We start from the raw sequence: 23,871 nt of genomic DNA, 5'->3' as shown, positions 1-23,871 counted from the left end.
CTTATGATAAGAAGCACAGAAGATCCGTGTGTGAGATTCGCGAAACTGCTCGGGCTCCTATACTATCACATGGCCAATGAGATGATCGAACAGTTGGGCGAGGAGCGGGGCACGGCAGCCGTGCTCGACGCTATCCGCAAATTCGGTCAGGTCAGGGTTGAAAATATGAAGGAAGAGGCCAGGGAACGCGGCCTGGACCCCGATGCGTACGAGACCTACCGGGAAGTCCGGGAGATGCCCGCGATAGGTTGGGTGACCGACCCGAATAACCCTACGGTCATCACCCGTTGCCCGATGGAGGAAATATGGGCGCAATACGGCGCCGCCGGCCACAAGTTGGGGTACTTGTACTGCTCGATTGACCACGTGTTGCTGGACGCCTTCGGGATGAAGCTTGACCGTCCGCAGTGCAGGGGCCGAGGGGACGCCGTCTGCGATTTCCGCATCAGCCCCAAAGAGTGATTGCGGCGCGTGACGGGCACCCGCCCGCCGCAGGCAGGTGAAAAGCCGGACGCGGCCGGGCGGGTGCTCGTCACGAGGTTTTTTATGAAGAAATAATTGGCTATCTCTAGAGGAGTTTTCGGATAAATAGGGAATAAATACAAACATAAAAGAACATTGTGCGATAATGTAGAATGCGGCCTTTTTCGAACCAGCGGAATCCTTCGGTCGATCATCAACTAAAGAGAGTAAAGCCGGTTCTTTTTTTGCGGAGTTTTGGGAACGTTCCCAATACGTTCTTTTTGTCACAAGAGACTGCTGTTTCGCGGCGGGTTGAGCTTAGCCGCACGAATAATCCGGCGGTCTGGAAAGGCTGGTGGCGTGTTGAAGCGGCGACGGTTCACCATCAAGGATGTCGCCCGGCTGGCCGGGGTGTCCGATTCCACTGTTTCCAGAGTGCTTACCAATCATCCGGCGGTGAGCGAGAAGACGAGGCGGGATGTGTTGGCGGCGATCGACAGCAGCGGGTACTTGCCGGACAGCGTTGCCCGCTGTCTGGTCACAGGCCGCTCCAACGCCCTGGCGTTTATCACCGAAGATATCCGCAACCCGTTTTTCGCCGAAATAGCCAGAGGCGTGGAAGACGCCGCCGGCGCCGAAGGTTATCATGTGATTTACTGCAGCACCGACGGCGACCCGGAGAAAGAGAAAATGTACGTCGAGCTGATGATCGGCTACCGGGTGTCGGGGATTGTCTTCACCTCATACAGCGGCAGCCGGGAGATCCTGGGCTTCGCCGGTTGCCAGGGCGTGCCGTCTGTCCTCGTCAATCGCTACTTTGACTATTTGGAGACCGACTGTGTCGTCGTTGACAATATGACTGGCGCTTATGAGGCCACGAAGCACCTCACCCACCTGGGGCATACCCGTATCGCTCATATCGGCGGGGGCTTCAAATCTTCCACGAGCCTGGAAAGAAGGGCGGGTTACGAAAAAGCTTTGCGGGATAGCGGCCTGGAGGTCGATGAGACGATAATAACCCCAGGCAACCTGCGGTTTGGGACTGGTTACGAAAAAGCCGCCAGGCTCTTGGAGTTTTCCGGGGTGACAGCGATCTTCGCCGCCAACGACCTGATGGCGATGGGAGCCTGGCAGGCTTGCCAGGAGAAGAAAAGATCCGTACCGGACGATATAGCTATCGTCGGCTTCGATGATATCGAACTTGCTTCCTTCCCCAATATTTCGCTAACAACGGTGCGGCAGCCCAAATACGATCTCGGCCGTCTGTCGGTGGAATTGTTGCTTAGACGGGTGCGCGGTCTGGGCGATAAGCATTTTGAAAAGGTGCTTCTTCCAACCGAACTGGTTATCAGAAAAAGTAGCGGGGTCCGTGCGTAGGGACTTGTGGCCGGCGGCAGCTAAACGGCAATTGGTTAGAGTAAAAGTAAAAAAAGTTCTCGTTGTGGGAACGTTCCCATAATCAAAAGAGAGGATGTAGCTTATGAAAGCTGTTGTCAAAGAGAAGAGAGGGTTAGGCAATGTGGTGTATACCGATGTACCTGAACCGCAGCCGCAGAAAGGTGAAATAAAAGTGGAGGTAAAGGCGGCCGGGGTTTGCGGGACTGATATTCACATTCTTCATGACGGTTTTCGCTATACTCCGCCGGTCGTTCTCGGGCATGAGTTTGCCGGCGTGGTTGTTGCCCTGGGGGAAGGGGTCAGCAGTTTCAGAATTGGCGACCGGGTGACAGCCGAGGCTCCGGCCCGCTTGTGCGAAACCTGCGCCTTCTGTCGGGTCGGTCAGTATAATCTTTGTTCGAACCGGCTCGGTCTTGGCTGGGGTGTTAATGGATGTTTCGCCAAGTATGTCATTGTCGAAGAGAAATTGGCCCATAAGATACCGGATAATGTTTCTTTCAAGGCGGGGGCGGTGATTGAGCCATTGGCCTGTGTCATTCACGGCATGGAACTGACCGAGGTTTCCGCCAATCAGACGGTGCTGGTGGCCGGCCCTGGGCCGATCGGCCTGCTGATGCTCCAAGCGGTTAAAGCTGAAGGGGCAAGGGTTATAATGTCCGGCACCGATATCGACAAGGACCGTCTGGCCCTGGCCAGAGAGTTAGGCGCCGATTATACGGTCAACGTCCAGGAGCAGGATCTGGCTGAATATGTAAGAGGGCTGACCAACGGCTATGGCGCCGATGTTGTGTTCGAGTGCTCGGGGAACGAGCATTCGGTGAACGCCTGTCTGGAGGCGATCAAAAAGGGCGGTAAATATACACAGATGGGTCTGTTTGGCAAGCGCATAGGCATCGATATGGACAAGGTTGTCGTCAAGGAACTGAAAATCGTCGGTGTGCAAAGCCAGCGCTGGTCGTCGTGGGAACGGGCCCTGAATTTGCTGGCGACGGGGAAAATCCGTCTGGAACCGGTGGTTTCGGGGGAATACACTATGGCCGAGTGGGAAAAGGCTTTTGCGGCTTTCGAGAGTAAGCAAGGTTTGAAAATAGTAATGTACCCGGAAGACTAATCTGACAGGACGGGGGATTCATTATGGACAACGTTTGCAGCTTGGCGGATAAAGCACAGAAAATACGCCGCCATATCATTCGGATGATCGGCGATGCCGGAGTGGGACATCCGGGTGGCTGCCTGTCGGGCGTGGAAATCGTCACCGCTTTGTATTTCGTAGTGATGCGCGTCAGACCGGAGGAGCCCAAATGGCCGGACCGCGACCGATTCATCCTCAGTAAGGGCCACGCCAGCGCCTTGCTATATGGTGTGCTAGCGGAACGGGGCTACTTCACGGTCGATGAGTTGGCAACTTTTCGGCGCCCGTGGAGCAAGTTGGCCGGTCATCCCGACATGAACAAGGTTCCCGGCGTGGATATGACTACGGGTTCCCTGGGGCAGGGTCTTTCAGTCGCCAATGGCATAGCGATTGCCGCCAAGTACGACGGTCGGGACAGCCGGGTATACATTCTGCTGGGGGACGGCGAGGTTCAGGAGGGCCAGGTTTGGGAGGCGGCCATGTCTGCCGCCCATTACCGGCTGGACAATGTTACCGCTTTTATCGACAGGAACGGGCTGCAGATCGACGGCCCGACCGAGAAAGTGATGGGAGTGGAACCACTGGCCGACAAGTGGCGGTGCTTCGGTTGGCATGTCATCGAAATCGACGGCCACGACTACCGACAGATCCTTGATGCCGTGGATGAGGCCCGGAAGGTCGAGGGTAAGCCGACAATGGTTATTGCCAGAACGCTGAAAGGCAAGGGCGTGTGCTTTATGGAGGGTAAGGTCGAGTGGCACGGCAAGGCCCCTGCCGGCGATCTTTACGAACAGGCTAAGCGCGAATTGGGGTGTGAATAAGATGTTGCTGGAAACCAGAGACCTGGTGGTTTCGACCCGGGACGCCTACGGCGACGTCCTTGTCGAGTTGGGCGGCAGGAACGAGGATATTTTCGTCCTCGACGCCGACCTCGCAGAATCGACGCGGACGTTCAAGTTTGGGGAGAAGTACCCGCGCCGCTACTATAATATGGGGATCGCTGAACAGGACATGATAGGAACGGCCGCCGGGTTGGCTCTGAGCGGTAAAATTCCGTTCGTAAGCACCTTTGCCGTATTTGCGGCCATGCGGGGCGCCGAGCAAGTGAGGACTTCGATCTGCTACCCGCGGCTCAACGTTAAGATCGTGACGACTCACTCCGGTCTGAGCGTAGGGACAGCCGGGGCTACGCACTTTTGCGAAGAGGATCTGGCGATCATGAGAGCCATTCCCAACATGACGGTGATTGCTCCCTCAGACGCCGTCCAGACGAGGCTGGCGGTTGCCGCGGCGGCCGCATATGACGGTCCGGTATACATGAGATTGGGCCGGGGCGACAGTCCGGTGATCTATAAAGAGCTAGACTACGAAATTGGCAAGGCCGTAACCGTCTGCGAAGGCGACGACGTAACCATCGTTGCCACCGGGGTGATGGTCCTCCGGGCTATGAAGGCGGCGGAAAAACTGCGGGCTGACAAGATCGGTGCCCGGGTTATCGATATGCATACCCTCAAACCGCTGGACAAGGATGCCATTGTCCGGGCGGTTGCCGAGACCAGGGGGATAATCACGCTGGAAGAGCATAACGTGATTGGCGGCCTGGGAGCCGCAGTGGCCGAAACGGTGGCCGAGGAAGGCGCGAAAGTAAAGGTCAGGAGGCTGGGTATTCCTGATGTGTTTGGGGATACCGCGGCGGCCGAGTTGCTGTGGGATAAGTATGGGATGTCGGTGGCCAACATCTGCGCCGTGGCCAAGGAATTGATAAAACGATGATTAGATTACGGCAAGGGGGAGTGGAGGAAAGGAAGGGTATCTTTCAGGGGGCGGATTACGAACTGAAAAGGGAGGAAGTAATGTGAAAAAGAGCAGAACGATTATTGGTCTTCTCCTGGTGGCAGTGATGGCGGCCACACTCATTATCGGCGGCTGCGGCGGTTCCGACGCCAAGAAGCCGGCCGAGGGCCCCAAGAAACTGCGCCTCGGCTGGGTCGTAGCCTATCAGGATGATCATCCCTACACCGTGGCGGCGGTGACGTTCGCCAAAACGGTCAAAGAAAAGTCCAAGGGCAAAATCGAATTCGACCTGTTCCCTGGCGGCCAGCTCGGTGGAGACCGCGATATGTTCGAAGCCATTCAGCTCGGTACTCTGGACGCCGGCGTCATCTCAGCCCCGGTCGTGTCCGCTTTCACAAAAGTGCTGGTGGGCACCGATATGCCTTACATCTTCAACAACGATTATGATCTGCTGTATAGAGCGGAGCAGGGCGAACCGGGTAAAAAGCTGCTGAAGCGACTCGAACAGGAAACCAAGGTAAAGGCGCTAACCTTTACCTATCAGCCTTTCCGCCATTTCCATACAACCAAGGAAATCAAGAACTTGGCTGACATGAAGGGCATGAAAATTCGGGCCATGCAATCCCCGATCCATATGGACATTTTCAGGGCGCTTGGCGCCAACCCCACGCCCATCCCCTACACCGAAGTCTATACCTCGATGCAGACCGGCACGATCGACGGCTTTGAGAGCGACGTCATCGGCTCCAACGCCAGCAAGTTCTACGACGTAACCAAATACATCACCATTTCAGGTCACTTCAACAATGCTGTCATCCTTGTCATGAGTCCGAAGACCTGGGATAAGCTCAGCCCCGAAGACCAGAAGATCATGCAGGAGGCGGCCGAGGAAGCGGCCAAGGCTTCTCTGGCGATCACCAAAACCGCCAACGACAAGTATATGCAGGTGATGAAAGACAAAGGCGTCAAAATCAACACCATCGACGCAAACGAATACGTTCAAGCTGTAAAACCGGTCATCGAAAAGTACTCCAAGGAAATCCCTGAAGTCAAAGAATTCGTCGACGCAGTAAGGGCGATGCAGAAAAAATAACAGGCGCCGTTTACCGGACGGGGCGGGAATTGAAAGAATTCCCGCCCCCCGGCTGGCGCCCGCGGGGCTGTCAGCCGCCGCTGAAGGCCGGCTAATAACCGGGGGGAGATGTATAATGGGCCAGGTAGTAGCCGTTTTACGCACGGTGGACGGTGCCCTGGGGTGGGTGGCCAATGTCATCACCGCCGGGGCCATCTGTATCCAAACCTTGATAATGTTCGTGGGAGTCTGTTTTCGCTATTTCTTCAACTCGCCCCTGACCTGGAGCGATGAAATATCGACCTATCTACTGGTCCTCGTTACCTTTTTCGGCAGCTATGTGGCCTTGCGCCAGAAAATGCTGGCGAAAATCGAGCTGCTCGTCAACAAGCTGCCGAAAACGCAGAAACTCGTTGTCATGATCATAGCCAACCTGCTGGGCATGGTCCTGCTCATCGCGATTGCCTATTTCGGCGTTCAGCTGCTGATGTCGCCGGTTACCATGAGGCAGAAGACAGCGTCGCTCGATATGCCGATATGGGTATTTGTAGCGATTATACCGCTTTCCGCCCTCATGATGCTTATTCACATGGTGGTCGAAACGTACGATATCCTTGTCCGGAAGGGGGAGGACGACGGTGAAAAGACGACCGGTTCGTATGTCTAGCCGCCGTGTTGCCTGTCGGGAGGTGAGCCGTCGGTGTTAGTAGCCATCGTATTCATTGTCGCCATGTGCATAGGTGTGCCGATTGCCTTCATGCTTGGCCTGGCAGGCTTTACTTATATACTGGCGATCGAACCCGACCTAATGATATCCCTGCCGCAGCGGCTGTTCGTCACTGCCAACAACTACGGCTTGCTGGCCATCCCGATGTTCATCCTGGCCGGAGAGCTGATGGAGCTTTCCGGGGACGTGGCAAGGCTGCTGGCTTTTTCCCGTGCCCTGGTGGGCAGCATAAAGGGTGGCTTGGCCTATGTGATGGTTATCGTCGGCTTCCTGCTCGGCGGGCCGCTGGGCTCGGCTAACGCCGAAGCGGCGCTGCTGTCCTCCACCTTGTACCCGGAGATGAAAAAGGACGGCTACAATGAAGAGTTCACCGCCGGACTGATCGCCTCGGTATCGGTTCTCGGGCCACTCATTCCTCCAGGGATGCTGATGGTAATCTATGGGGTGGCCAGCGGCGTCTCGATCGCCGAGCTGTTTCTCGCCGGCGTCATGCCCGGTCTGTACCTGGCACTTGCCCTGGCCGCGGCGATATTCTTCATGGGCCGCTGGTATCCATACCCCGCGACCAACTGGCTGGGCTGGCCCGAAGTATGGCGGACTTTCAAAGGCGCCTTCTTCTCCATCGCCGCACCGGTAGCCGTGCTCGCCGCTATCGCCCTCGGCATCTGCACCCCCACTGAAGCCGCCGCCGTCGCCTCGGTGCTTACCCTGCTGATCGGCACCCTTGTTTACAAAAAAATAAAGCCGGGCGATCTCGTCCCGGTGTTTGTAAAGACAGGCGTGCTGAGCGGCTCCATCCTCATCATCGGCGCGATGGGCGGCATCTTTGGCTGGACGCTGGCGATGGACAGGGTGCCTGTCTTGGTCGCCGACATGATGCTGTCGCTGACCGACAACCCTTACGTCGTGCTGTTGCTCATCAATATCCTCCTGTACTGCATCGGCATGTTCATGGACGCCGTCCCGGCGGTCATGATCCTCGTGCCGGTTTTCATGCCGATAATCAAGGCCTATCACTTCGACCCCGTCCACTTCGGCCTGCTGGTGTGCTTCAACCTCACTATCGGCCTGATGCACCCGCCGGTGGGGACGGTGTTCAACACCACGCTCATGGCGACGGGCGTCAAGCTCGACAAGCTGATTATCTCGATCTGGTGGTGGGTGTTCATCTGCTTCGGCGTCCTGCTGTTCGTAACCTATGTACCCAGTTCGGTAATGTTCCTGCCGCACATGTTTAGCAAATAATTGGTCATAAGGCGCCGTCGGCTGGCAAAGCCGGCGGTGCCTTCCTTATAATAGGGGGATTAACGATGCGAGCTGCCATATATCGGGGACCAGGAGAACTTGTCTTGGAGGAAAGGGCCGAGCCTGTTCCGGGGTCCGGCGAGGTTCTTCTACGGGTCAAAACCTGCGGCATCTGCCATACCGATGTAAACATAGCCAAAGGTACCTACTTTCCCCGCCACAAGCCGCCGCTCATCCTGGGGCATGAACTGGCCGGCGTGGTGGAGGCCGTGGGCCCGGCGGCAAACGTGCAGCCGGGGGACAGAGTGCTTGTCTATCAATGCATAACCTGCGGCCGCTGTGACCGTTGCCGGGAAGGCCGGCAGAACTTGTGCCGGGATATAAAAACTCTCGGCCTGGACGTCGACGGCGGCTATGCCGACTTTATCAAGGTACCGGCCGTCAATTTGATAAAGCTGCCTGACGCGATTTCGTTTGGCGAAGGTTCGCTGATCGCCGACGCCCTGTCGACCGCCGCCCACGCCGTCGGCAAGCTCGGGCTCGCCGAGGGTCAGGTCTTGGCCGTCTTTGGCACCGGCGTGTTGGGACTGAACGCGGTGCAGGTGGCCGCGAAGATTTATGGGGCCAGGGTCGTTGCTATCGACCGTGAAGATTGGAAACTGGAAAGAGCTATGACCAAAGGAGCTTGGAAAACCTTGCAGGCGGTCCCGGACGTCAATATTCCTACGGCGCTTAAGCATTTGGTTGCCGAGGTGGACGCGGCGATGGAGTTTGTCGGCAGGCCTGAGACATACGAGCAGGCTGTCGCCAGCGTCCGCCGGGGCGGCCGCGTCGTCCTGGTCGGCGCCGCTACCCGGCCGTTCACCGTCGATCCTCTGCGGCTATTCAAGGATGAGGTCGATATTTCCGGGTCGTACGCCAGCCTACAGAGCGCCTTGCCGAAGCTAATCAGGCTAGTTGAAACAGGCGAATTAACGGTGAAGGATATGATCAGCCATACTTTTTCCTTGGAAGAAATAAACGCGGCCATCGACATGCTGGCCGCCCACCGGTCCAGGTCGCTGCGGGCCGTGGTAGAGATGTAGGCGATTTGACGATGTATCTCGTAACAGGCGGCAGCGGCTTCGTCGGGGCCGCGGTCGTAGAAGCACTGGTGAACGCCGGTCGGCGAGCGGTCGTTTTCAGCCGCTCGGGCAGCACGGCAAGACTAGGCGGGGCGACCGCAGGCGTGGTCGTGGAGCGCGGCGATGTCACCGACGCTGGCCAGTTGCGGAGGGTTCTGACCGAATACCCGGTCACAGCCATCATCCACCTGGCGTTCGCTACCGACATCGGCAAACTCGAGGCCGACCCGTCCGCCGGGATCGACGTCAACTGCCGCGGGTTCCTCAACGTTCTTGAGGCCGCGCGGGCGTTCGCCGTCAATAGAGTCGTCTGGACAAGCTCGGCCGCCGTTTACGGCCAAGACGCGAAATACGGCCGCCTGCCGATAGACGAAGACGCTTCCTGTCATCCGCTGAACGTTTACGGGGCGTATAAGGTTTTCTGCGAAGCGATGGCCGAACATTATCATACAAAGCTGGCGGTCAGCAATATAGCGCTGCGCCCGACCATTGTTTTCGGCAGTGGCCGGTGGTTTCGCGGCGCGGCCACCTATGCCTACGACCTCTTCCACGGCCCGGCGGCCGGCGCGCCGGTCACCCTCAACTGCGGCGACCAGCTTGTCGACTGGCTGTATGTCAAAGACCTGGCGAGAGCGGTGCTCCTGGCCTGCGACGCCGACCCGTCGGCAGGCCGCGTCTTCAACATCTGCGGCCATATCGCCACCGTCCGCGAGGCAGCTTCGGTCATGCAGGAACTGTACCCCGAAGCGGAAATCGCCGTCTTGCCGGGAAAGCGGCCGATGTGGGGCCCGCACCTCTCGTCCGCCCGCGCCGAGCGTATTCTTGGCTTCAAAACGGAATATTCCCTGGCGGCCGCTTTTCGTGAATGTGTCGATGAATTGCGGGTAAACTGCATGTTTCTCAAAAATCAATGAGTATAGGGGCGGATCCAGAGACCGGGCCATCGTCATAACCCTCTTCATCGGCATCAGGATTAGGGCAAGCCAAATATAGCCTGGGGACTACGCTAATGACTAGGGATGGAAGCAATGTCAACGCCGATTTGATTTTGCATGAAAGTGGCGTTTGAATTTTGCATGTTTGTGGCGCCGGTTTATTGTTGTTTCTGCTCGAATAGCGTGTTGATGACATGCTGAAGCCTTAATGATAAAGAGGATGAATAATAGCAGTAAAGTTTATTGAGTACGGGAAAGAGCAGGCTTTTATGCCTGCTCTTAAGTTTATACTGCCACTGCCATTTTATGAGGGATTCCTTTTCCTCTGGGTTCCGGTTTTCGCATGCCGTTCGGCTTTGGATTGTTTCTTCTGCCGTCCTTATTGCCACCCATACCTTCACCTAAGAACCGCAGCTGCTACACAAACAGGTACCCCTTCAGTGTCAGACAACATCAATTCCTTGAGAATATTTTTCATCATTCTTGGAATGCCGGCCGGCAGTCCCCAACCTAGCGGTCGCACATCGACCCCGATCCTCAAAATAAGACCTCCTCGTACAAGAAAAACCCGCGTAACCCGCGGGTTCCCTACAGAGCTAACCACTAACGACTATTCCGCAGAACATAGATCGGGTTTACCCGCCGATATTATCGTATCCAAACATATCCTAACTTTCGGCACTTCGAATGAACTCAAGGTCATCCCGCCACACGAGGTAACCGTAACATCGCACAGAATTACCTGCCCGTCCTCGACTTCGACTAATTTGCCGGTATAAAGCCATCCCCCCAAAACTATCACGTCGATGACATGGTTAATTCCCTTTTTTAGCAGATGAGCGAGCGTCTCATTCTCTTCACATTCATGGATAAAATGGTCGTCCACAACAGGTTCCTCCTTCCATAGAAAATTAGGACACGATTAAGCCTGGGGGTAAACAAGACAGGTGCGGCGTCTTGGCGACAACCTTGCACAGATCGAGAAGCGTAAATTCTTCTTTGATGCATGAGCAGCCCTGAGGACAAAATGTCTGGTCCGGATGTCTGATGAGCACATGGTTTTGGCCTGCGCCCGGTACTAACAGAGCAATGGTTTTGTTGAATATTTTTTCGATCCGGGCAAAGTATACAAATCCGTCTAGAGTGTACAAGAGCACGGTGGTGCCCTTTTCGCACTGTATTTCATCGATAAAATCCTGGCAGCATATATCCTGGCAGACGGTCATATTGTTACCTCCTTATGTTCTCTTACTATATTTTTATGTTGGCGCCCAGCCGCTGGGAACCGGCTAAATTAATTTTCTCTGCCGCAACATGGCGACCATATACTCGGCCCGGTGTTTATAGCTGTGACAGGCGACGGCCGCCTGGCCGCCACGGCTGATCTCCGCCCGTTCCTGCGGATGATCCAGGTAATAACGGACTATCTCCACCGTTTCGTCCGGGGCTTTTGCCACGACCAAATGGCGGCCCGGCTCAAACAAATCGGTTACGGCCGGCGTATCCGATGTTAGCAAAAAGCCTCCGGAACCGAGTATCTCATATGTCCGCATAGTAACCTGGCTAGTCGTATTCTGAAGTCCGAGGACAATGTCGGCCGAGTTGTACACCTTGTGCGCTTCCGCATATGGCAAATAGCCGTGCAAACAATCCTTGGGCAGCCGGGAGCCAAGGATAGCCGCCATCTCGTTCCAGCGCGTTCCCCAGAAATCAACGCGGATACCCGCTTTCAGGAGCGGGCTGATGAGGGTGTGCAGCGACTGTAGCCGGTAAAACTGCGAATAGATTTGGATGACACCTGGGTAAGCGTTAGCCACTACGGCAACGCTGCAGGCGTAACTGTCCACTTTTTCAGCCCGCTTGTGAACGCATGGATGGTAGCCGAAATCAAGATGGGCCGACGGAAATCCCAGGCTTTCATAATATGGCACCATCTCTTTGCTTACCGTGAAGACGAAATTCGGCTGAACTTGCGTGATGAACGGTACCGTCAGCACCCGGACGTGAATCGGATCCTCCGTTGCCCAGTAAACAAACGGTATCCCGCTTGTTGTAACATGCTCCCTTATCCATTTTCTTTTCACGCCTACATGCTCTTCCGTCCAACCGAGCATAACGATGAGTTCAGGATGATAATCGGCGATAAGCGCCGGGATATTCATTCCCGTCAGGGGTCCGGATATGAGGACATCGTGCCCGGCATCGCGAAATCCGTTCGGCAAACCGTCGATCCACATGGAATGGCTTTCGAGAAATAGAACTCGCAAGAGGATTTCCTCCCCACGGCCTTAATTCTTAAGAATCTGTATTCAGGCGTGACAAAATAAATGCGGGCAATACCCGCATTTATTTTTTTGATCGCTACATATAATCTATCATCCTCTCCCGCCGGCATCTTCCGCCAGAAGAATGGATGTGCTTTCGATGATCGCTAAATCAAGACCCAAAATTCTGGTTCTCAACCCCTTCCCAGTGTACCCACCGATCAGCGGCGGGCAGGGGCGGGTTTTTCACTTATATAAGTATGTGGCCCGTTCTTTTGACGTGGTCATTCTCTGTCTTTCCGATAGACGGTCGAATAAAACGCTCGCGCCGGGGCTACAAGAGATACAAGTCCCTAAGAGTTTTCCTCATTGCCGACTGGAGCACGAGTTATTCCGGGAAATCGGTTTTGTAACCTGCGCCATCACACCCAAGGCGGCAAGCCTGACACCAGAATATAGCCATGTAGTGAAAGAGCAGCTTAAGGATGCCGACATCGTTATACTGTCTCACCCTTATCTATACAAAGAAACACAGGAACTGGGCGCCGATCGTATGATATTATATGATGCACATAACGTGGAAAGCGAGTTGCACCGCCAAATCCTGCCTGCCAGTTTAAGTTACCTGCTGGCGGATATCGAGCAGTCGGAGAAGGCGGCGTGTGAGCAAAGCCGGCTTATAGCAACCTGCTCTCAGGAGGATGCCGGCAAGTTGGCCAGCCTCTATAGCATTTCCCCCGGCAAATTCATCGTCGTGCCGAATGGAGCCGACATTGGGGCAATCCCGTTCGTTTCTTATGAACACAGGCAGCGACTTAAAGCTGCCCAGAACATGCCTCAGCCCTGCGCAGTGTATACGGGGAGCAAATTCCCGCCAAGTGTCAGGGCGGCGGAACAAGTGATCGAGCTGGCCAAAGCGTTGCCCGGCGTAAAATTCCTACTGATAGGAAGCCTGTGTGAAGCACTCACCAGCCGCAAGCTGCCGGGCAATGTCGCTCTGCTCGGCGTCGTCAGCGAACAGGAAAAATACCGTATGTTCAGCCTGGCTGATGTGTCGCTAAACCCCGTTCAATCCGGTTCAGGCACCAATCTGAAAATGTTGGAGTATATGGCAGCCGGCCTGCCGGTTATTACAACTTATCTGGGATCAAGGGGAATCGGCGGAAACGATGGACTGCATTATCTAGTAAGCGAGTGCGCAGCAATGGCTGACCGCATTGGCGAGCTGCTGAATAATCCCTCGCTGGCCGCCAGTTTGGCCCACCAAGCCTACATTTTGACCAAGTCGAAGTTTGATTGGCAACAGATTGCCGCCAACTTCGTCAACGCTCTATCCACCGCTATGCAGCATGACAAATTCCCTTCTAGCGGGAGGTGACTGTTTGCTGATTCTACCGGAACAGATTAACAAAATTTTGATGGTTACTATAACCCACATCGGCGATATCGTCCTGTCATGTCCGACAACGAGGGCCCTGAAGAAGTACTTTCCCCATGCGGAAATCGACATGCTGGTCAGCATGCCCCAAGGGGAAGCGGCTTTCCACAACCCCCATGTCAGCAATGTAATTTTCTACGGTATTGAGAATTGGCAGCGGGACCGGGCAAAGTTAATGAAATTGATTCAAGCATTGCGCCAGAAGAAATATGATTTGGCCCTATCCTCCCGCCACGGCTCCGCCGACCCGATGATGGCCTTTCTAAGTGGCGCCGTATATCGCGCCGGCTTCGATACACACGGCGGCGGCAAATTTTTGACCCATATGTTGCCATTAGATCCGATTGTAATAAGGCATGAAACGGAATATCAGCTGGCGTTGCTGGCTATGCTTGGCATCACTTCAGAAGACACCAACATTGAATTTCTTGTAAGTGACGAAGAGGAATCAAGCCTGAATATGAAACTGCCGCGTCTACAAGATAACGGGCGACCGATAGTTCTTTTGTGCCCATTCAGCGACGATCCCCAGAAGAACTGGACGGATAACGGGTACGTAGAAGTATTGCGAACACTGGCCGAATTTGCCGATTGTTATCTCCTGGGAAGCTTGCGGCAGCTGACCGCTCTTCGCAGCATCAACACCGCCGCAGGAAATGTTGCCGAAGTATTAGGCGGGCTTCTTTCTTTAGGAGAACTCGCGGCGTTGATTAGAGCGGCCGATCTTCTTATCACGGTCGACACCGGCCCGATGCATATTGCTCAGGCTTTTTCGACTCCGGTGGTTGCGTTGATGGGACCTACCGACCCGAGAGTCTGGGGCCCGCGAAATCCTGGTGATGTCGTACTGACTAAGCCCATGGAATGTGCTCCTTGCTGGCACAAGGACGAATCAATAAAAAAAAGCTGCCGTTTCAACGAATGTATGTGGCGCATCCGTCCAGACGACGTTATTAAGGCTGCCACGGGAATATTGACAGTCTCAGCTAAAACACCTTAATATAAGCAGGGGAATTTCCCCCGCAAGATTGCTCCATGCTCAGAATAAAATAAGTTTTTTGCCCTCAGCGGAGTCCACCCTCTTCAACAACAAAAATCCTGCGTACTACTAGTCAAGCCCCCAAAAAGTAGACAGCGATAATAAACCTAAGCTTTGAGCTGGCGCCGGTACTCAATCGGTGCCAGCTTGTTTAATTTGATTTGAATACGTTCCTTGTTGTAGAAGCTGATATATTCTTTGACGGTCCGTCCAAGCTCTGCTGCGGAAGTACACTTTTTAAGAGAAAGGAGCTCGGCTTTCAGGTGCCTGGAGTAGTTTTTTATTGCCGCATTATCCAGGCAATTACCTTTTCTTGACATGCTCGCGGTCATGGTTTTTCTTCCTGTGTCTACCTTAAGGGGTGCTGTTCACTGCGGGTAGATGCGTTGCAAAAAAGTGCCGGCCTCCGGAGGCCCGCGAGCGAGGGATATTGCTCACCGGCTATTATGGTAGCACGCCGCAGCCGACATGCATATTATGTAACGTAGATGCTATTGCCGATGCCCGCCGAAAGGAGGTCCAAGGATGTCCTACCGTCACTTTCACAAATGCCCCAAGTGCCACCATGAGTTTGACCACGAATGCTGCTTCAAATTTCCCCATAAGTGCTGCGAATGCCACCACAAAGAGTGCCACCTTGTGTGCAAAAAATGCAGCCATAATTTCTGTCACCACGAATGCTGCGATTTTATCTGAACAATCATCCGGGCTTTGACGGTCGTGGAGACGGTTCCACGGCCGTCCTCGTCTCTCCCGCTCTTAACATATCACAGTTCCCTGCTGCCGTGAATATTATAGAAATGAAGACACGGAAACAAGGAGGGGAGTGGCTTGAGGTTTCCAAGAGAAAAGGGGTTCGATCTTGCCTGCGGCTTGGTCATAACGGTGGTGCTTGATGACTGCGTATCTCTGACCGGTACATTCCTCGGGGACGTACACCCGCCACATCACCACGTCCGTCACGAATTTATCCTGATTCAGCTGACCCGTCCCTTTTGCCGGAAATGCTGCCCGAAGGTTCCCGAAGGTACATGTGTCGCCATTAATGTAGAAAACATTCAGTTCATCATCCCTGGCGTAAATTGCCCGTGCGACGAGCACAAGGACGAATGCGAAGACCATGACCACCATGGGGATGAGTGCCCGTGCGAGGAGGAACATGACTTCGAGTGCCACGAGGAGGACCATGTTATCAACATAAGCTGCAACCGCAGCGACGAAAAGGCCCGCATCATCAATATCAGCTGCTACGATGACGATAAAAAGGACGACGACAAATGCGATGACAAGTAGTGGCTCCCGCTCTGCAACCCTGGCTCTCAGGGAGGGGCGTATCTCTTCCTTCCCGCTGACTGGCGCTTGATCTGCCGATTCAACGCAGCCCTTAATATCCAAATCGCTGGGAAGGAGGTGATAACGATGGAAGAAGAAACCGAGCAAGTCGAGGATACTGCCAGAGAGCCCCACCCCTCCGAGAGAAAGCACAACTGTATCATCAACATTTTCTGCGGCGAGAAGAAGCACGACGGGCAATGGGATGGCGGTAAGGACCATGACGGCAACTGTGTCATCAACATCTTCTGCAACGAGAAGAAGCCCGACGGGAAATGGGATGGCGGTAAGGACCATGACGGCAACTGTGTCATCAACATCTTCTGCAACGACAAAAAACACAAAGACGAGTGCGATGATCATCACATGCCCGCCCCAATGGGCTGGTAGAATAATCTTGGATAGAAACCCTGGTTTCCGGGGTTTCTTTCTATTTCCGGCTGCCAGCGTGTTGAAAAATTGATCTTACTAGGATTTTAATAACGACCTAAATACTGACACCGCCCATATGGGCGGTGTCAATAATCACAGACCGATGAACTCCTGGGTGAACATATAACCATACGGGCCGCCTTTAACGATACCGATGCCTAACCGCGTGAAGGAAGGATTAAGGATATTTGCACGATGCCCGGTAGAGTTCATCAGCCCGGTATGGGCTTTCTCGACAGAGCCGGCACCGGAGAGGTTTTCACCAGCCTCGCGGTAGGTTATTCCTTGAGCCTTCATCATATCGTAGGGAGAGCCGTAGACTGGCGAAGTATGGCCAAAATAGCTGTTTTTGATCATATCCGTGCTTTTCATCCTGGCCACTTTCACCAAACGGGCATCAACCTGCAGGGGCTGTAGGCCGAGGCTGGTGCGTTCCTGATTGACCAAGCTTACCATCTGCTGTTCCAGTGCAGTCAACGGCGCGTTTAATATATCCGTGCCAGGAGCCGGAGCTGGCGCTGGAGCCGGTGTGGGCGCAGGCGTAGGTGTCGTCGGTGAAGGTGTAGGAGTTGGAACTGGAGATGGAGCCGGTGCGGGCGAAGGAGTAGGAGTGGGTGGCGTCCTCGGTATATAGCCGAAGAGTTGTTGATAAAGAGTCATCATCTGATACGAATAGGGCGATTGTGTTCGGTAGAATGTAGCGGCAGCTGCCGGAACTATTGAACTGGCAAGAGAAACGAAAGTAACAGCGGTGACGACGATAATCCGAAGCTTCACAGTCTTTCCTCCCTTGTGTGAATTCGTTCCGGTTACTCACACTATTATAGCGTCCGATGTTCACTGTTGCATCTTCGTCAAAGCTCCTTAGATACGGAATACGAAGAATGCTGAGCTAATTCTGCACCTATCGGTGTGATACACGGGATTGTTGGCCTCATGGGGTAACATCCCAAATGACCAAACTCCGACCGTCGGTTCAATTGGGCGGATAGCAATTTGCCGTGCCGAGCGTCTACTTCGGCACACCACAGCTCGCGATACATCTCTGCCTATAAATTGTATGGCTAAGTATTTTGTCTTAAATAAACTTGATACTCATAGCAGAAGATCACGTAAAGTATAGCAAAACCTATACTTTTTTTTTCTTCTGACTATACTTTAGTATAGTTCAATATTTGCAAAAATATAGTAATATTGCTAGAGAAAGTAGATAAAATGGTGGTTTTTGTTGGCGCGAGGCGGTCTTGAAATAGGGAGCATGTCATAAGTGACCTGTCCCCCGCCGTGCATCGCTTTACCCCGGTACATAGGCGAGCGAATTGTGAGTGGATTTGCAGGGTCACGGTACCACTTTGGAGGAGCCGAAAACCTGCTGGCGAAAACACCTTAGAATTAAATTGGTGTCAATGGTTGTCGTTTCTGGCTGTTGCTTCCTGGGGATATCTGCTGGGGAAGGTCAAAGAAAATGGGCGTTTTGTGGCACAAGCTAGCGCGAGCCATAACCGAAACAGCCGGTCAGTTCGCCGCGATGGCTGTCCTGATTGCATTAGGCGTCGGCTGTTATTATGGAATGAACCTTGCCCTGTCAAACTTGACCCGGGTGCAGGCGGATTTTTACCAGGATACGCGCGCTGCCGACCATTATTTTCATGTGCAGCGGGCGCCGGTGACGGTGCTGCGTTCGATCGAGTCGCTTCCCGGGGTCGAACAGGTGACCGGCCGGATTCAGGAAGATGTTAAGGTCATGGAGGACGGGGTCCCGCGCGGCGTCGGCCGGATGCTGAGTTTCGAACCGGGGGAAACGGCGCCTGTTAATGGCTTTTGTGTTGTTGCCGGCCCTGTGCCCACGGAGGAAAATCTGCGGGCGGATTTCGGCATCAAAGCTTATGTGGATTCCCAGTATTTTGCCGCCCACCGGCTGCAGGCCGGCGCGGAGCTCAGCATCATGGCCCGAAAACGGCAGGCTCTTATTATCGTGGAAGGCGCGGCAACCAGTCCCGACTATCTCTTCAAGATGCGCAGCGACCGTGATTTTCCCGACCGGCGAGATTTTGCCGTCTTCCATGTTCCGCGGCGCAATGCCGAAAAGATACTGGATATGGAGGGCGAGGTCAACCAGGTCTTGGTCCGTTTCTCCGGCGGCGCCAATGCCCTGCTGGTGGCGGACAGTATCCGGAATCTCCTGGAGCCGTATGGGCTGGTCGCAAGTTATGCCAGCAAAGAGCAGGCGAGCGTTAAGCATGTCGCTTCCCAGATTGACGGTCTGAGATCAAGCACGGCCATTGTTCCCACCGGTTTTTTTGCGGCTGCGGCCGGAATCATGTATATGTGCCTGCACCGGTACATCAGCCTGCAGCAGCGCCAGATCGGCGTGATGAAGGCGCTCGGCTGCGAAACGCGCACGGTGACGGTATATTTTGCAGCGTACGCGTTGGCCGTCACGCTGGCGGGAATGCTGCTCGGCCTCGCGGCGGGATCGGTGTTGGGGGCGGACTCCTTCGCAACCTTCGCCGGCCTTCTTGCTCTTCCCGGCCGCTATGAGGCTACCGGGCCGGCGATACTCGCCGCGATCATAATAGGGTCGGTCCTGGCCGGAATCGGCGTCAGTCTGCTTTCGGCCCGCAAGATTGCCGGCCTCCAACCGTCCGAGGCTTTGAGCGCGGCGGTCGCCTATAATCGGTCGCGGCCGAACACTGCAGCCGGTACCTGGCAACAAGGCCTGTTCAGTTCCTGGAAGATGACCCTGCGCTCGATCGCCCGTAACCGCGGGCGTTTTGCGGTCACCGCGACCGGTTTGACAGTTACTGTCGCGATGCTGGTCCTTTCCCTCTGTTATCTCGATTCGCGGCATTACCTGAGCGTGCGTTTTTTTACGCAGGAAAACCGTTATGACTATTACGTCGGCCTGAACAATGCCGTTAAGTCCGGGGATGTCTTGTACCTGCGGGATTGGGACGGTATCCGCGATGTCGAGCCGGTTCTCGAAATTAACGCCAGTTTCTCGCCGCTGCAGCGGGAAGGGGCGCAAAGGGAACCCAAAGAAGGGGTCATCTTCGGCGTAAATCCCGCCGGCCGGATGCTTCAACCTTTCAATGCGGCGGGAAGGGCGCTCGCTATCCCGGAGGAAGGCATCCTGCTGAACTCGAAAGTCGCGGAGAAACTGGGCCTGTCAGTAGGCGACCGGGTCCAGATCCGGACTCGGCCGCTAAGGGGCGACTCTTATCAGGATGCTTTCCGGGTCGTGGGCATCGCCCAACAGGACCTTGGGGGAGTATCCTTTATGTCGCAGGCGGCCGTCCAGCGACTTGTGCGTGAAAGAGACGCGATCAATGTCCTGCTGTTGAAGACAGACCGGGAATCTTTTCCGAATCTGGAGCTTCGTTTGCTGGCGATTCCGGAGGTGGCCTACGCGCAGAGCAAAGCGGCCTGGGTTGAGATATTTGCCCAATTGGTAGGAAGCATGACGTATTTCACGTGTATCATGATCGCGATTGCCGGCTTACTGGGCGTCACGATCGTCTTCCTCACGTCGGTGTTAAACTTGAGCGACCGGCAGCGTGAATTGGCCACTCTGCGGGTTATCGGCTGGAGTCTGGATCAAGTAGCTGTGCTTCTTTTCAACGAAATCGTGCTGACGCTCGCGCTGGCACTGCTGCTGGGGTTTCCGCTGGGGAAAAGCGCCGGGTTTTCTTTCTTGACGGCGGCCAGCAACGAATCTTTTACTTGGCCGCTGATCGTGTATCCTTCCACATACTTTATCGCGGCTGGCCTGACAGCGCTTTTCGCTGTGGCCGGACACCTGTTGGCGATGCTCCGGATCAAGCATTTGTCCGTGGTTGAAGTGTTGAATAATCGGGATTAGGCTGGAAAACGAGGGAGGTCAGGGATGTTTGCAGCGGAGAAACCTAAGAATTTATTAGATGGCCATAGGAATAAGCTGGTTGCCGGCATCGCTGCGGCTGCTGGACTGTGGCTGCTGTACTTGTTTTTCTTCGCCGGCGCCGTTGAGGTGAGCACCGCCAAGGCAACCCGCGGCAGCATCACGGTAACGGTGGATGAAATCGGTTATATCCAGGCTGACGAGGAATATGACGTCCTGGCGCCGGTGAACGGCTATATAGGACGACTGGAAGTCGAGCGCGGGCAAAAGGTGAAGCAAAGCCAGACACTCCTGCTCCTGGACTCGCCGGAAACCGATTCGCTGCGGGAAAATACCGATGCGCAGGCCAACCGGGTCGCCGCATCCCTGAATGACGCCCGGAACAATCGCCAAATCGCCCTGTATGAACTTACCGACGCGGAAAGGAAATTCGCCCAGAGAAAAGCTCTGCTGGCGGCCGGGGCCATAAGCCAGCAGGAATTCGACGAGGCCAAGCTGGCGCTGGACAGGCTGCGCAGCCGGACATACTCGACCGGCGAAATCACCGGCGATTTGGAGCGGCAGTTGACGGCTCTGCGCCGGCAGCAGCAATCCGCCGACCGGAAAGTGAACCAGCTCGCCGTCAAGAGTCCGGCAGATGGCGCCGTGATTTATTTGGTGCCCAAAGAAGGAGAGTATGTTGTCCAGGGGGCGGTTGTCGCCAAAATCGGCAAAGCTGGCCGGACCCGTGTCAATGTGGACGTTCTTAGTGACAACATGGGGTATGTTGCCCTTGGCCAAAAGGTGACGGTCGGTTCACCCGTGCTTGCGGCCCCGGTCACCGGCACTGTCAGCGACATCTATCCGCAGGCGTTCGAAAAGGTGTCGGCGTTGGGCGTCATTCAGCGCCGAGTGCGGGTCATCGCCGATCTGCCCGAATGGGGCAACCTGCGTTCCGGCTATGAGGTGAAGGTTTCGATCATCACCCGTTTCAAGGACGATGCGTTGCTCATTCCCCGGGAAGCGCTGGTAATGAATGCCCTGGGTCAGTATGAGGTTTGGATAGTATCCGCCGGCCGGGCTGAATGCCGCAAGGTGACGGTCGGCCTGAAAAACAGGGTGCAGGCGGAGATTCTTGAGGGCCTCAAGCCGCAGGATACCGTCATAACCGCCAGAAGAGGGGAGATTACCGAAAGAGCGCGCGTTCGCATCAGCGACGCAAGGAATTAAGGCGGTGAAGGCCATCAACGGGGATTATTGTGCCGAGGGCATCATGGCCCTAACCATGCAAGGAAGAATCGATGTTTTCAATGCAGCGGCCGCCGAGATACTGGAAATGCAGCAGGTGGAGGTGGTGAACCAGCCATTTGGGCTTCACTTTTTCGACCATGCGGAGAACGATGAATTCAACCAGGTCATTTTGAATTTTGTTCTGCAGCAGTACCCCGGAGATATGTTTGTTGTCCCCTTTTTTACCGGGCGAATCCGCAAATTGCTCTTTTTGAAATGCAGCCTGGTTTATTCCGGGCAGACGGAAGTCCCCGAGAAAATCGGCATGGTGGTCGCTTTTCGCGATGTTAGCCACATCCCCGAAATCAAAAACGTGCTCCAGACCGCCGCGGAGTGGAAAAGAAGGGAAAGCGGCGAAAAACTCGCGGTACTCCGGGATGCGGCCCCGCAAATTCCCCTGGTTGTCCTGGAAAATGTCAGCAGGACTTATACGACAGGCGCCGTCCCTGTTCAGGCGCTGCATCCGACCAGTCTGGACATTTACCCGGGAGAGTTGGTCGTTATCCTTGGTCCGAGCGGCTGCGGCAAAAGCACCCTGCTGAATCTCATCGGCGGCATGGATCAGCCGTCCGGCGGGCGGATCCTGTACTCAGGCGTGGAGGTCGCCGGGGCGGACGACCGTCTCCTGACACGTTACCGGCGACAGGAAGTCGGCTTCATTTTTCAGTTTTACCACCTGATCCCAGACCTCACGGCCGGGGAAAATGTCCTCCTGGCCGCCGAAATGGCGGATAACCCGTTATCCTTGGCCGAAGTTTTTCAGGAGGTGGGCCTTGCGGACCGGCTGGACCACTTTCCTTCGCAGCTCTCCGGCGGCGAGCAGCAACGGGTCTCTATCGCCCGGGCCCTTATCAAACAGCCGAAAATCCTGCTCTGCGACGAACCGACGGGAGCGCTTGACAGCAAAAGCGGCAAGGTCGTGCTGGAACTTCTCGGGCGCTTGTGTCGCGCCGACGGCCGGACGGTGGTGGTCGTTACCCATAATACCGCTATTGCGGCGATGGCTGACCGCATTTTCAAGATGCGCAACGGACAGTTGGTAGAAAGCTACAGGAACCCCTACCCGCTACCACCGGCGCAAATAGAGCTGTAAGAGGCAACTGGCCGGCTCGCACGGAATTCGGGGTCCGGATTTATCAGCGGGGGTGCGTATGGAGATTAGGCCGGATTTTGAGTGGCGCGATTATGGGGCGTTAACAACCGATATTTACCGCCATTATCACCAATATCGTGACAGTATGTCGCCGCTGATTAAAGATATTGTCAGCGGCCAGAGTCCTTTCAGCAGGCATATCGAAAAGTCTCTTGCCGGCGTTTATGATGGCGGTAAACTTTTGGCTGCCACAGTGCTTATTTCCAGCGAGAAGCTCCCGGGGTATCTGAGTATGGCCTTTTTTGAGGCGCTGGATGACCGGACCGCTATCATGATGCTGCTGGACCACGCGAAGAGAAGCGCGGCTGCACGGGGGATCGGCAAGGTAATCGTAGGCATAAACGGTCATATGAATTACGGTATGGGTCTTTTATGCGACAATTTTGACAAGCCGGTGTCCTTTTGGTCTTCATTCAATCCGCCATATTACTATGATTATTTAAAAGGCCATGCCGACAATGAGCATGGCCTGGCATCATATGTTTTCGATCTTGCGTCGCTTGGTTTTGTTAAATACCGGTCTTTGTTCGCCAGGCTGAATAAACGTTTCAAGTACCGCGTAGCTGACTTTAAACAGTTGGAGCGGGAGGTTGAAATCTATACCCGGCTGATTAACGAGTGTTTTGAGGAGCATCCTTTGTATTGGGAGAGGACTAAGGAGGAGAATGGCGAAATGTATGAGGCTCTCCGACCATTCTTGCGGGGAGAGCACTTAATCTTTGCCGAAGATGAAGGCCGGGCGGTCGGCTACGTGCTTTGGCATCCTGATTTGAACGAACTGATTACGCCCGGCAAGTCGATCGGCTTGGCAACCTTGATCAAATATCGTATCGGCTGGCCTAGGATAACGAGGTTCAAGGTCGCGGAAATTGGGGTGTTGCCTAAATATCGAGGATCAGGGCTGATTTTCGGCCTTCTGCACAACTGCTTTTGCCTTGCTAAAGACCGGTATAGCCAGTGTGAGAGCGGCTGGATTATGGACGAGAATTTCCCTTCCCGAAGTCTTATCAGCCATTTTGGCGGTACGGAGTACAAGCATTACAAGGTGCTGGAGTTTGATGTATGTCAACGCCGATTTAAATTTGCGTGATGGGGATACGGACAAAATCTTGGACTAATAACGAGACAGAAGGATAAACGTTGACCCGTTGCGAAAATTTACTCCAGTCGCACGA

23 protein-coding genes are annotated in these 23,871 nt (G+C 54.8%); 16 read left to right on the top strand and 7 right to left on the bottom strand.

The genetic code is table 11. The features are described from left to right. The first annotated feature begins 3 nt into the window (after positions 1 to 3). From RIN56_17330 to RIN56_17285, 10 genes are all read left to right on the top strand, one after another. Positions 4 to 462 carry an L-2-amino-thiazoline-4-carboxylic acid hydrolase gene (locus RIN56_17330; protein MDR7868563.1) on the top strand — a complete coding sequence of 153 codons (459 nt, stop codon included), beginning with the start codon at positions 4 to 6 and terminating at the stop codon, positions 460 to 462. Between the two features lie 360 nt (positions 463 to 822). Continuing rightward, positions 823 to 1,839, top strand: a complete 1,017-nt coding sequence (locus RIN56_17325; protein ID MDR7868562.1) for a LacI family DNA-binding transcriptional regulator — start codon at positions 823 to 825, stop codon at positions 1,837 to 1,839. 103 nt (positions 1,840 to 1,942) lie between these two features. Further along, positions 1,943 to 2,971 (top strand): zinc-binding dehydrogenase, encoded by a 1,029-nt coding sequence (locus RIN56_17320; GenBank protein ID MDR7868561.1) that lies wholly within the window; start codon positions 1,943 to 1,945, stop codon positions 2,969 to 2,971. A 23-nt stretch (positions 2,972 to 2,994) separates the two neighbouring features. Then, positions 2,995 to 3,813, top strand: coding sequence for a transketolase (locus tag RIN56_17315; protein ID MDR7868560.1), 819 nt, complete (start codon positions 2,995 to 2,997; stop codon positions 3,811 to 3,813). A 22-nt stretch (positions 3,814 to 3,835) separates the two neighbouring features. Beyond that, positions 3,836 to 4,765, top strand: a complete 930-nt coding sequence (locus tag RIN56_17310) for a transketolase family protein (protein ID MDR7868559.1) — start codon at positions 3,836 to 3,838, stop codon at positions 4,763 to 4,765. An 82-nt stretch (positions 4,766 to 4,847) separates the two neighbouring features. Next, positions 4,848 to 5,879: a TRAP transporter substrate-binding protein gene (locus tag RIN56_17305; GenBank protein ID MDR7868558.1), complete on the top strand. Its 1,032-nt coding sequence runs from the start codon at positions 4,848 to 4,850 to the stop codon at positions 5,877 to 5,879. 115 nt (positions 5,880 to 5,994) lie between these two features. Continuing rightward, positions 5,995 to 6,525, top strand: coding sequence for a TRAP transporter small permease (locus RIN56_17300; GenBank protein ID MDR7868557.1), 531 nt, complete (start codon positions 5,995 to 5,997; stop codon positions 6,523 to 6,525). A gap of 33 nt (positions 6,526 to 6,558) precedes the next feature. Continuing rightward, positions 6,559 to 7,830 carry a TRAP transporter large permease gene (locus tag RIN56_17295; GenBank protein MDR7868556.1) on the top strand — a complete coding sequence of 424 codons (1,272 nt, stop codon included), beginning with the start codon at positions 6,559 to 6,561 and terminating at the stop codon, positions 7,828 to 7,830. 104 nt (positions 7,831 to 7,934) lie between these two features. Continuing rightward, a complete protein-coding gene (locus RIN56_17290; GenBank protein ID MDR7868555.1) occupies positions 7,935 to 8,915 on the top strand; it encodes a zinc-binding dehydrogenase in 981 nt (326 codons plus the stop codon). An 11-nt stretch (positions 8,916 to 8,926) separates the two neighbouring features. Next, complete coding sequence (locus tag RIN56_17285) at positions 8,927 to 9,868, top strand: NAD(P)-dependent oxidoreductase (GenBank protein ID MDR7868554.1); 942 nt, start codon at positions 8,927 to 8,929, stop codon at positions 9,866 to 9,868. Between the two features lie 631 nt (positions 9,869 to 10,499). Here RIN56_17285 and RIN56_17280 read toward each other — a convergent pair. The 3 genes from RIN56_17280 to RIN56_17270 form a co-directional block, all read right to left on the bottom strand. Continuing rightward, complete coding sequence (locus tag RIN56_17280; GenBank protein ID MDR7868553.1) at positions 10,500 to 10,775, bottom strand: hypothetical protein; 276 nt, start codon at positions 10,773 to 10,775, stop codon at positions 10,500 to 10,502. A gap of 25 nt (positions 10,776 to 10,800) precedes the next feature. Beyond that, positions 10,801 to 11,115: a hypothetical protein gene (locus tag RIN56_17275; GenBank protein MDR7868552.1), complete on the bottom strand. Its 315-nt coding sequence runs from the start codon at positions 11,113 to 11,115 to the stop codon at positions 10,801 to 10,803. Positions 11,116 to 11,178: 63 nt separating this feature from the next. After that, positions 11,179 to 12,156, bottom strand: a complete 978-nt coding sequence (locus tag RIN56_17270) for a glycosyltransferase (GenBank protein ID MDR7868551.1) — start codon at positions 12,154 to 12,156, stop codon at positions 11,179 to 11,181. A gap of 142 nt (positions 12,157 to 12,298) precedes the next feature. On the opposite strand from RIN56_17270, the gene RIN56_17265 reads away from it, so the two are divergent. Next, on the top strand, positions 12,299 to 13,531 hold the full coding sequence (locus tag RIN56_17265; protein MDR7868550.1) for a glycosyltransferase family 4 protein: 1,233 nt from the start codon (positions 12,299 to 12,301) through the stop codon (positions 13,529 to 13,531). 4 nt (positions 13,532 to 13,535) lie between these two features. Then, on the top strand, positions 13,536 to 14,591 hold the full coding sequence (locus tag RIN56_17260; GenBank protein ID MDR7868549.1) for a glycosyltransferase family 9 protein: 1,056 nt from the start codon (positions 13,536 to 13,538) through the stop codon (positions 14,589 to 14,591). A gap of 146 nt (positions 14,592 to 14,737) precedes the next feature. On the opposite strand, the gene RIN56_17255 is transcribed toward RIN56_17260, so the two are convergent. The 4 genes from RIN56_17255 to RIN56_17240 form a co-directional block, all read right to left on the bottom strand. Further along, positions 14,738 to 14,962 (bottom strand): IS3 family transposase, encoded by a 225-nt coding sequence (locus RIN56_17255; GenBank protein MDR7868548.1) that lies wholly within the window; start codon positions 14,960 to 14,962, stop codon positions 14,738 to 14,740. A gap of 112 nt (positions 14,963 to 15,074) precedes the next feature. Next, a complete protein-coding gene (locus RIN56_17250) occupies positions 15,075 to 15,302 on the bottom strand; it encodes a hypothetical protein (protein MDR7868547.1) in 228 nt (75 codons plus the stop codon). 120 nt (positions 15,303 to 15,422) lie between these two features. Next, the gene (locus RIN56_17245) at positions 15,423 to 16,325 is read right to left on the bottom strand and encodes a hypothetical protein (GenBank protein MDR7868546.1); all 903 of its coding nucleotides are present in this window, start codon (positions 16,323 to 16,325) and stop codon (positions 15,423 to 15,425) included. 162 nt (positions 16,326 to 16,487) lie between these two features. Continuing rightward, the gene (locus tag RIN56_17240; protein ID MDR7868545.1) at positions 16,488 to 17,171 is read right to left on the bottom strand and encodes a CAP domain-containing protein; all 684 of its coding nucleotides are present in this window, start codon (positions 17,169 to 17,171) and stop codon (positions 16,488 to 16,490) included. A gap of 688 nt (positions 17,172 to 17,859) precedes the next feature. On the opposite strand from RIN56_17240, the gene RIN56_17235 reads away from it, so the two are divergent. The 4 genes from RIN56_17235 to RIN56_17220 are packed head-to-tail and all read left to right on the top strand — an operon-like array spanning position 17,860 to position 23,786. Then, positions 17,860 to 20,256, top strand: a complete 2,397-nt coding sequence (locus tag RIN56_17235) for an FtsX-like permease family protein (protein ID MDR7868544.1) — start codon at positions 17,860 to 17,862, stop codon at positions 20,254 to 20,256. A 24-nt stretch (positions 20,257 to 20,280) separates the two neighbouring features. Continuing rightward, positions 20,281 to 21,483: an efflux RND transporter periplasmic adaptor subunit gene (locus RIN56_17230; protein ID MDR7868543.1), complete on the top strand. Its 1,203-nt coding sequence runs from the start codon at positions 20,281 to 20,283 to the stop codon at positions 21,481 to 21,483. Between the two features lie 4 nt (positions 21,484 to 21,487). Next, positions 21,488 to 22,636: an ATP-binding cassette domain-containing protein gene (locus RIN56_17225; GenBank protein MDR7868542.1), complete on the top strand. Its 1,149-nt coding sequence runs from the start codon at positions 21,488 to 21,490 to the stop codon at positions 22,634 to 22,636. A 58-nt stretch (positions 22,637 to 22,694) separates the two neighbouring features. Next, a complete protein-coding gene (locus RIN56_17220) occupies positions 22,695 to 23,786 on the top strand; it encodes a GNAT family N-acetyltransferase (GenBank protein ID MDR7868541.1) in 1,092 nt (363 codons plus the stop codon). Positions 23,787 to 23,871: the final 85 nt, after the last annotated feature.

This window comes from Sporomusaceae bacterium (genome assembly GCA_031460455.1).
Taxonomy (GTDB): domain Bacteria; phylum Bacillota; class Negativicutes; order Sporomusales; family UBA7701; genus Anaeroselena.
This window is presented reverse-complemented; position numbering and strand designations above follow the sequence as displayed.

Coding starts and splice junctions, on each gene's coding strand:
- RIN56_17330 (MDR7868563.1), top strand. CDS start 4: ATGATAAGAAGCACAGAAGATCCGTGTGTGAGATTCGCGAAACTGCTC.
- RIN56_17320 (MDR7868561.1), top strand. CDS start 1,943: ATGAAAGCTGTTGTCAAAGAGAAGAGAGGGTTAGGCAATGTGGTGTAT.
- RIN56_17315 (MDR7868560.1), top strand. CDS start 2,995: ATGGACAACGTTTGCAGCTTGGCGGATAAAGCACAGAAAATACGCCGC.
- RIN56_17300 (MDR7868557.1), top strand. CDS start 5,995: ATGGGCCAGGTAGTAGCCGTTTTACGCACGGTGGACGGTGCCCTGGGG.
- RIN56_17285 (MDR7868554.1), top strand. CDS start 8,927: ATGTATCTCGTAACAGGCGGCAGCGGCTTCGTCGGGGCCGCGGTCGTA.
- RIN56_17275 (MDR7868552.1), bottom strand. CDS start 11,115: ATGACCGTCTGCCAGGATATATGCTGCCAGGATTTTATCGATGAAATA.
- RIN56_17265 (MDR7868550.1), top strand. CDS start 12,299: ATGGATGTGCTTTCGATGATCGCTAAATCAAGACCCAAAATTCTGGTT.
- RIN56_17255 (MDR7868548.1), bottom strand. CDS start 14,962: ATGACCGCGAGCATGTCAAGAAAAGGTAATTGCCTGGATAATGCGGCA.
- RIN56_17245 (MDR7868546.1), bottom strand. CDS start 16,325: ATGATCATCGCACTCGTCTTTGTGTTTTTTGTCGTTGCAGAAGATGTT.
- RIN56_17235 (MDR7868544.1), top strand. CDS start 17,860: ATGGGCGTTTTGTGGCACAAGCTAGCGCGAGCCATAACCGAAACAGCC.
- RIN56_17230 (MDR7868543.1), top strand. CDS start 20,281: ATGTTTGCAGCGGAGAAACCTAAGAATTTATTAGATGGCCATAGGAAT.
- RIN56_17220 (MDR7868541.1), top strand. CDS start 22,695: ATGGAGATTAGGCCGGATTTTGAGTGGCGCGATTATGGGGCGTTAACA.